Below are 480 nucleotides of genomic sequence, written 5' to 3'. Positions count from 1 at the left end.
GGCGGAGTTTCCGGGGCGGTTCGTGCTGGTGGAGGCGGATGGTCCGGAGGGTGTGGTGGCGGCGGTGTCGTCGGGTGAGCCGCAGGTGGCGGTGCGTGGCGGTGTGGTGGTGGCCCCGAGGTTGGCTCGCGGGGCGGCGGTCGGGGCCCCGGTGAAGGCGGTTTCGGCGGGGGCGGTGGTGGTGACCGGTGGGACCGGGACGTTGGGTGGGTTGGTGGCGCGGCGTTTGGTGGCGGCGCACGGGGTGCGTGAGCTGCTGCTGGTGAGCCGGCGGGGTGAGGCGGCGCCGGGTGCGGGTGAACTGGTCGCGGAGTTGGAGGAGTTGGGCGCCGCAGTGACCGTGGCCGCGTGTGATGCGGCGGACCGGGAGGCGTTGGCGGGGGTGTTGGCGGGGCGTCGGTTGGCGGGGGTGGTGCATGCGGCGGGGGTGTTGGACGACGGGACGATCGCGTCGTTGACGCCTGAGCGGCTGGCGGCGGT

General features: G+C 75.0%; 1 protein-coding gene. It reads left to right on the top strand.

The genetic code is table 11. The features are described from left to right. Positions 1 to 480: KR domain-containing protein (locus VM95_RS38030; protein ID WP_045706214.1), on the top strand; the 480-nt coding region annotated here is incomplete at both ends.

Source organism: Streptomyces rubellomurinus, from assembly GCF_000961885.1.
GTDB classification, from domain to species: domain Bacteria; phylum Actinomycetota; class Actinomycetes; order Streptomycetales; family Streptomycetaceae; genus Kitasatospora; species Kitasatospora rubellomurina.
This window is presented reverse-complemented; position numbering and strand designations above follow the sequence as displayed.